Origin of the sequence: Tsuneonella litorea, from assembly GCF_025154015.1 — a bacterium.
In the GTDB taxonomy this organism is placed as follows: Bacteria; Pseudomonadota; Alphaproteobacteria; order Sphingomonadales; family Sphingomonadaceae; genus Tsuneonella; species Tsuneonella litorea.
In genome coordinates this window covers 128,999-135,529 of sequence record NZ_JAOAMV010000007.1, presented here as the reverse complement: position 1 = coordinate 135,529, position 6,531 = coordinate 128,999, and the positions used below count along the sequence as shown (strand labels likewise).

Sequence of the window (6,531 nt, the reverse complement as noted above, 5' to 3'; positions counted from 1 at the left end):
CGCCCATCTCGACTCTCCTTCCAGCTCAACCCCGCGTTCATAGCGCGGGAGGGGATGGAGAGCCGTCCACAGCATCAACAGCGGACGAACGCGGTTTCGTGCTTGCCGCGGCGAATGCGGGCATCGCGCTCGACCGCGGGTTCGCCTGGAACATCCCCGGCGTGCCCACGATCGCGGGCACGATTCCAACCGCTGCGGACCCCGACGACGTGGCGTTCGTCGGGCAAGCAATCGAATTCCTCGCTGCCAGGGGCTGCATCGATCCGAGGCGGGTATATGCGACCGGTCTCTCGGGCGGCGGGCGGATGACCTCGTGGCTGGGATGCGTCGCGTCCGACCGGTTCGCCGCCATCGCCCCGGTCGTGGGTCTGCGCGCGGGCAATCCGCTTGCGTCCGATCCCTCGCAGCCCGATCCGGCCACCTGCCGGCCTTCGCGTCCCGTGCCGGTGATGGCCTTCGCGGGAGAGGCCGACACGACCAACCCCGTCGCCGGCGGCGGCGCCGGGTACTGGCAGTATTCGATGCTCGCGGGAATGACGCGCTGGGCCGCGCTCGACGGATGCCGCGCGGGGCCGGCCGCACGGGCGCTCGGTCCGGTCCGCTGGGAATATCGCTGGAGCGGATGCCGGCAAGGCGCGGAGGTGATCGCCCACATGGTCAGCGGCGGCGGACATTCGTGGGTCGCCGACAACGATTCGCTCTGGGCGTTCTTCGCGCGCCATCGCCGCTGACCCGTCCCGCACAGTCGGGACGTGCCAAGAAAGCCACGGCTCGCCGATTCCGCGTTTACCGCTCCGTTCAGGCGCGTAGCCCGAACGCGACAGGGGACGAAGGACGGGAAGGGTCGCAAGAGACATGAAAATCGCTCACTTCGCGTGCGCGTTCGGCCGGCACAGCGTGGACCTCGGCAAGGTGCGCCGCATCCACGGCGGTTCGGTCAGCCGCTGCAAGCACTGCTCGACGCCGATGGAAGAAAGCACGCCGCATCACTGGACGGTCCAGTACGTGCCCGATGCCGGCCTCGGCGGCCGGATGCTCAACTAACCGCGCGAAACAACCAGGCGATAGCCGGCGTCCATGGCGTCCTGCACCAGCAGGTCGCCATGGCGCGCCCGCCACGCGCCTGACGCGAGGTCGGCGGCGAGCTGCTCGAGCCCGGCCTCGACGCCCTCGATCTTCCAGAACGACGAGATCGCCCGGCGGGCCGTGGGGTCGAGATAGGCACCGGGGCGCCGCCAGTAGGCGTAGAGGAACCCGTCGGTGCAATCGTGAGGGATCGGCACCGGGACGATCTCGACCGGCCCCAGCGCCTCTTCGTACAGCGACAACTTCGGCATGATGCCTGCGTCGAGATCGGCAAGCTGCGGCCAGTAGTCGAGGATCCACGCGGCCCGGCTGTCGGGATCGAAGGTCAGCAGCACGACCGGCCCGCGCGAAACCCGCCGCATCTCCCGAAGGCCCCGCGCGGGGTCCGACCAGTGGTGGACCGTCAGCACCCCCATCGCGGCATCGAAGCTGGCGTCGGCGAACGGCAATGCCTCGGCCACGCCCTGTACCGCCGGAGCGGCACCGGCTGGCCGCTGGGCAATCATTTCGGCCGACGGTTCGAGCGCGGTGACCGCGCGGCCAACCGGTTCGTAGTTGCCGGTCCCCGCGCCGACATTGAGCACGGTTCGCGCATCGCCGAGGGCGTGCTCGATCAGCGCGGCGATCCGCGGGTCGGCCTTGCGCAGGTTCGCGTAATCGAGCCCGATGGTATCGTAGATCGGTCCGGCGGCTGCCTCAGACGGCATCGCTGGTCAGGCTGACGAACACGTCCTCGAGGTCCGCCTCGCGGGTGGTCACGTCCTCGATCACGAAGCCCTGTTCCTGCACCAGCCCGAGCACCTGCCCGGCGGTGATCTTGTCCTTGTCGTAAGTGATCTCGACTGTCCGGTCGCCCTTCTTCTCGCTCTTCTTGAAGGCGGCGTGGACCGGCGGCGCGGCGAGGTCGCGGTCGACGGTGACCTCGACGACTTTCTCCGCCATCATCCCCAGCATCTCGCGGGTCGGCTTGTTGGCGATCAGTTCGCCGTGGTTGATGATCGCGATGCGGTCGCACAATTGCTCGGCTTCCTCGAGGTAGTGCGTGGTCAGCACGACCGTGACCCCCTCGCGATTGAGGCGGGTGACGAGTTCCCACAGCTGGCGGCGCAAGTCGACGTCGACCCCCGCCGTCGGCTCGTCGAGCACGAGGATCGGCGGGGCATGGACCATCGCCTTGGCGACCAGCAGCCGCCGCTTCATCCCGCCCGACAGGGTGCGCGCATAGGCATCGCGCTTGTCGGCGAGGCGCACCGCCTCGAGCAGTTCCTCCGACCGGCGATCGCGCCTGGGAACGCCGTAGAACCCGGCCTGGTTCTCAAGCACCTCGAACGGGGTGAAGAACGGGTCGAAGACGATTTCCTGCGGCACGATCCCGATCGACCGCTTGGCGTTGCGCGGGCTGGCATCGATGTCGAAGCCCCAGATCTCGGCGTGTCCGGCGGTCTTCATCACCAGCCCGGCAAGGATGTTGATCAGCGTCGACTTGCCCGCGCCGTTGGGACCCAGCAGGCCGAAGATCTCGCCCTGCGGCACGTCGAAGCTGACCCCCTTGAGGGCAAGCTTGCCCTCCTCTCCCCTGGCCCCGGCATAGCGCTTGACGAGGTTGTCGATGCGGATCGCGGGGGGCGTGGTCATCCGGCGCAAGTAGAGGCGTTGCGCGCGGGCCGCAATATCGGTAACGGCGCCTTCCCATGAGCATTCCGCCGCCCGAAGTGAGCAAGGTCACCTCCACCCGTGTCTGGTGCGACGGCGCGACCGACATCCGCAGCGGCGCGAACTACCGCCCCGCCGCGCTCGGCCACCCCAAGGTCTGGCTCGAGATCGACGAGCATGGCTACGTCGATTGCGGCTACTGCGACCGGCGCTTCGTGCTCGAAGGCGGCCCGGCCGACGGGATCGACCAGTCGATCCTGCCCGACATTTCCGAAGGCGGCGATCCGGGCTACCGCTGACGCGGGCTGGCGCACGCGCGCCGAAGCGCCCATATCGGGCGCATGACAGTCGATCCCCACGCCCAGCTCTACGCGTCCGGCAAGCTCGATCCCGACGAGGCGAAGGCGCTCGCCGCCGAGACGTTGTCGGCCTGCGAGGACGGCGAGCTCTATCTCCAGTTCCTCGCCACCGAGGCCTTCGTATTCGACGACGGGCGGCTGAAGACCTGCGACTATTCGCGCGATGCCGGCTTCGGCCTGCGCGGGGTGTCGGGCGAGATGACCGGCTTCGCGCACGCCAGCGAGATCAGCGCCGAAGCGATTCGCCGCGCGGGCGAGACGCTGCGGCTGCTCGATCCCGCGAAGAACCCGCTCGCGCCGCCGCCGCCGCGCTCGAACCGCCACCTCTACACCGACGAAAGCCCGCTCGACGCGATCCCGCTCGAAGCCAAGATCCGCCTGCTCGAGGAGATCGACGCAGCCGCCCGCGCGCGCGATCCGCGCGTGGTCCAGGCGACCGCAAGCCTGTCGGCCAGCTGGAGCGTGGTCGAGATCGTCCGGCCGGACGGCTTCGTCGCACGCGACGTGCGCCCGCTGGTCCGGCTCAACGTCTCGGTCGTCGCCGAGGCGAACGGTCGGCGCGAGAGCGGCAATTTCGGCTTCGGCGGGCGCTACCTCTACGACGAGCTGTTCGCGCTGGCGAGCTGGCGCCGCGCGGTCGACGCCGCGGTCGACCAGGCGCTCACCAACCTCGAAAGCGTGCCGGCCCCGGCGGGGGAGATGACGGTGCTGCTCGGTCCCGGCTGGCCCGGCGTGCTGCTCCACGAGGCGGTGGGTCACGGTCTTGAGGGCGATTTCAACCGCAAGGGCACGAGTGCGTTCTCGGGCCGGATCGGCCAGCGGGTCGCCGCGCCGGGGGTTACCGTGGTCGACGACGGCAGCATCGCCCACCGCCGCGGCTCGCTGACGATCGACGACGAGGGCACCCCGACGCAGGAAACCGTGCTGATCGAGGACGGCGTGCTCAAGGGCTACATGCAGGACCGCATGAACGCGCGGCTGATGGGCGTTGCGCCGACCGGCAACGGCCGGCGGGAAAACTACGCCCACGCGCCGATGCCGCGGATGACCAACACGTTCATGCGCGGCGGCAAGGACGATCCGGCCGAACTGCTTTCGCGGGTCAAGAAGGGCATTTTCGCCAAGAGCTTCGGCGGCGGCCAGGTCGACATCGTCAGCGGCAAGTTCACCTTCAGCTGCACCGAGGCCTATCTCGTCGAGGACGGCCGGCTCGGCGCACCGATCAAGGGCGCGACGCTGATCGGCGACGGGCCGAGCGTTCTCACCAGGGTTACCGGCATCGGCAACGACATGGCGCTCGACGAAGGGGTGGGGGTCTGCGGCAAGGGTGGCCAGTCCGTCCCGGCGGGGGTCGGCCAGCCGACCCTCCTGGTTTCGGGCCTGACCATCGGCGGCACGGCCTGAACGATGAGTCAGCCTCGGTTCAGCGCGTGCATGATACGGTTTGCCGCATGAATCGTTCGAACAAGCAAATCGGCATCGCTGGCGCCATCCTGGCGAGCCTGGTGGTCGCATCCTCCGCCAGCGCCGCCGACCGCTCGGCCGCGGGCGAGAAGGAACTCGCCGCGCTGCTCGAAGGGCGCGTCGCGGGCGAGCCGGTCGACTGCATCCGCGACAGCGCCAGCGACGGGGTGCAGATCATCGACGGCACCGCGATGGTCTTTCGCCGCGGCGACACGCTCTACGTGAACCGGCCCGACGGCGCCCGGACGCTCGACTACTGGGACTTGCCGGTTTTCCACAAGTGGGGCGGAAACGGGCTGTGCAGGCTCGATCACGTCGATCTGTACGAACGCGGATCGCACATTCCCGGTCCCACGCTGTTCCTGGCCGAGTTTGTCCCTTACAAGAAGCCCGCACGCTGAGGAGAGACGCACATGCGCTACCCGATCCGACTTGCCGCCAGTGCCGCTGCGGCCGCGCTCGTTGCCGGACTCGCCGGTCCCGCGATCGCAGGCGAGCGCCTGACCGGCGAAGCGAAGCTGGCGAAGATTCTCGAAGGCCGCGTGGCCGGCGAACCGCAGAGCTGCATCACGACCTTCGCGAACACTGATTCGGTGGTCATCGACGGGACTGCGCTGGTCTATGGCCGGGGCAAGACCGTATGGGTCAACCGCCCGGTCAATCCGAAAAGCCTAAACCGCTGGGACGCGCTGCTGATCCGCAAGCAGGCATCTTCGCTCTGCCGCCACGACATCGTCACCACCTTCGATGCATCAACGGGAATGTACACCGGTAACGTGTTCCTGACCGAGTTCGTCCCTTACACCCGCGCCGACTGAACGTCCGCCCGGCGATGGCCAGCGCATCGCGCCGGTGGGCGGCGGAGCTGCTCCATTTCTGGTTTCACGAACTGCGCCCGGCGCAGTGGTGGCGCGCGTCAGCGGCTGTTGACGCGCGCGTGAGGCGCCGGTTTTCCCGCGACCTGCGGATGCTGGCGGGGCGGCCTGCGCACGCGTTCCTCGGCGAGCGGCCGACCGCCTTCGCGGCGATCCTGCTGTTCGACCAGGTTCCCCGCAACGTTCATCGCGGGACCGGGCGGGCCTATGCCACCGATCCGCTTGCACGGGCGATCGCGCGCGGCTTCATCGCGCGCGGGTGGCACCGGAACCTCCCGCACAAGGCCCGGGCGTTCGCCGGTATGCCATTGATGCACAGCGAGGCGATCGCAGACCAGCGCGCGAGCCTTGCCTATTTCCGCACCATTCCGGAAAACTTCGCGTTCGCCCGCGACCACTGGCGGATGATCGCCCGGTTCGGCCGCTTTCCCCACCGCAACGACGTGCTCGGCCGGGTTTCTTCGCCCAGGGAGCGCGCGGCCGTCGCGGCGGGGAACGCCTGGTAGATTACTGCATGTCGCTCAACTGCCCGCGAATCGCGCCGTTGGGATAAGCGGTCGTGTGGACGTTGACGTAGAAGTCCGCCGGGTTGCCCTGCAGGCGGTTCTCGGTCCACTCCCTGCCGTCCTTGCAGCCCTGCCAGCGGCCTTCGTTCGACTTCGTCAGGGTGAACACCGGCGGCCCGTTGGTGCCGGCGCGGCCATAGTGGATGTGCGCGGCGGTGATGGTGTCGAGGCCCCGCAAGTCCTTCAGTTCGTAGCAGACCTGGTTGAACGCGTCCGATATCGACACTTCGGCGCGGCCGTATCCGTCGGGATCACCGCCGCCGACCTCGTTGGCGCCCGTCAGCACCGTCTTGTAGGTGTCGGACGTTGCGTCGACGACTTCCTCCTCGAGCGTGGCGCAGCCGGCCAGCGCGACCGATCCGGCCAGCGCGACCACGGCGAACTTGGTTGTCCTGTTCATGATTTCGACCTCTCTCAATTGTCGTTGGTATCCGGCCGTTCCACCGTACGGCTGATGTCCGGGGTAACGGGCCGCGCGCCGTGTCCGTTCCGGCCGCGCGGAATTGACGGGCACCGCCGCCGCGCCCA

10 protein-coding genes are annotated in these 6,531 nt (G+C 68.7%); 7 read left to right on the top strand and 3 right to left on the bottom strand.

The annotated features are described in order from the left end of the window. Together N0B51_RS13505 and N0B51_RS13500 are read left to right on the top strand one after the other, a co-directional pair. Positions 1 to 731, top strand: a 731-nt coding sequence (locus N0B51_RS13505; RefSeq protein WP_259963100.1) for a CE1 family esterase, incomplete at its 5' end; no start/stop codon positions are given. Between the two features lie 124 nt (positions 732 to 855). After that, the gene (locus N0B51_RS13500) at positions 856 to 1,044 is read left to right on the top strand and encodes a hypothetical protein (protein WP_259963099.1); all 189 of its coding nucleotides are present in this window, start codon (positions 856 to 858) and stop codon (positions 1,042 to 1,044) included. Here N0B51_RS13500 and N0B51_RS13495 read toward each other — a convergent pair. Together N0B51_RS13495 and N0B51_RS13490 are read right to left on the bottom strand one after the other, a co-directional pair. Then, positions 1,041 to 1,793: a class I SAM-dependent methyltransferase gene (locus N0B51_RS13495; protein ID WP_259963097.1), complete on the bottom strand. Its 753-nt coding sequence runs from the start codon at positions 1,791 to 1,793 to the stop codon at positions 1,041 to 1,043. The two genes, N0B51_RS13500 and N0B51_RS13495, sit on opposite strands and share 4 nt — an antisense overlap. Then, a complete protein-coding gene (locus N0B51_RS13490) occupies positions 1,783 to 2,721 on the bottom strand; it encodes an ABC transporter ATP-binding protein (RefSeq protein WP_259963095.1) in 939 nt (312 codons plus the stop codon). The genes N0B51_RS13495 and N0B51_RS13490 overlap by 11 nt, the downstream gene beginning before the upstream one ends. A 56-nt stretch (positions 2,722 to 2,777) precedes the next feature. Here N0B51_RS13490 and N0B51_RS13485 point away from each other — a divergent pair, with 56 nt between their 5' ends. The 5 genes from N0B51_RS13485 to N0B51_RS13465 are packed head-to-tail and all read left to right on the top strand — an operon-like array spanning position 2,778 to position 5,943. Continuing rightward, entirely contained in the window at positions 2,778 to 3,038 is a 261-nt protein-coding gene (locus N0B51_RS13485) for a zinc-finger domain-containing protein (protein WP_259963093.1), read from the top strand. A gap of 42 nt (positions 3,039 to 3,080) precedes the next feature. Beyond that, complete coding sequence (gene tldD, locus N0B51_RS13480; protein WP_259963091.1) at positions 3,081 to 4,502, top strand: metalloprotease TldD; 1,422 nt, start codon at positions 3,081 to 3,083, stop codon at positions 4,500 to 4,502. Between the two features lie 47 nt (positions 4,503 to 4,549). Then, positions 4,550 to 4,963, top strand: coding sequence for a hypothetical protein (locus tag N0B51_RS13475; RefSeq protein WP_259963089.1), 414 nt, complete (start codon positions 4,550 to 4,552; stop codon positions 4,961 to 4,963). Between the two features lie 12 nt (positions 4,964 to 4,975). Continuing rightward, positions 4,976 to 5,380: a hypothetical protein gene (locus tag N0B51_RS13470; RefSeq protein ID WP_259963087.1), complete on the top strand. Its 405-nt coding sequence runs from the start codon at positions 4,976 to 4,978 to the stop codon at positions 5,378 to 5,380. Between the two features lie 14 nt (positions 5,381 to 5,394). Further along, on the top strand, positions 5,395 to 5,943 hold the full coding sequence (locus N0B51_RS13465; protein ID WP_259963086.1) for a DUF924 family protein: 549 nt from the start codon (positions 5,395 to 5,397) through the stop codon (positions 5,941 to 5,943). A gap of 1 nt (position 5,944) precedes the next feature. Here N0B51_RS13465 and N0B51_RS13460 read toward each other — a convergent pair whose 3' ends face one another. After that, positions 5,945 to 6,403 carry a CHRD domain-containing protein gene (locus N0B51_RS13460; RefSeq protein WP_259963083.1) on the bottom strand — a complete coding sequence of 153 codons (459 nt, stop codon included), beginning with the start codon at positions 6,401 to 6,403 and terminating at the stop codon, positions 5,945 to 5,947. Between the last annotated feature and the right edge of the window lie 128 nt (positions 6,404 to 6,531).

Coding starts and splice junctions, on each gene's coding strand:
- N0B51_RS13500 (WP_259963099.1), top strand. CDS start 856: ATGAAAATCGCTCACTTCGCGTGCGCGTTCGGCCGGCACAGCGTGGAC.
- N0B51_RS13495 (WP_259963097.1), bottom strand. CDS start 1,793: ATGCCGTCTGAGGCAGCCGCCGGACCGATCTACGATACCATCGGGCTC.
- N0B51_RS13490 (WP_259963095.1), bottom strand. CDS start 2,721: ATGACCACGCCCCCCGCGATCCGCATCGACAACCTCGTCAAGCGCTAT.
- N0B51_RS13485 (WP_259963093.1), top strand. CDS start 2,778: ATGAGCATTCCGCCGCCCGAAGTGAGCAAGGTCACCTCCACCCGTGTC.
- tldD (WP_259963091.1), top strand. CDS start 3,081: ATGACAGTCGATCCCCACGCCCAGCTCTACGCGTCCGGCAAGCTCGAT.
- N0B51_RS13475 (WP_259963089.1), top strand. CDS start 4,550: ATGAATCGTTCGAACAAGCAAATCGGCATCGCTGGCGCCATCCTGGCG.
- N0B51_RS13470 (WP_259963087.1), top strand. CDS start 4,976: ATGCGCTACCCGATCCGACTTGCCGCCAGTGCCGCTGCGGCCGCGCTC.
- N0B51_RS13465 (WP_259963086.1), top strand. CDS start 5,395: ATGGCCAGCGCATCGCGCCGGTGGGCGGCGGAGCTGCTCCATTTCTGG.
- N0B51_RS13460 (WP_259963083.1), bottom strand. CDS start 6,403: ATGAACAGGACAACCAAGTTCGCCGTGGTCGCGCTGGCCGGATCGGTC.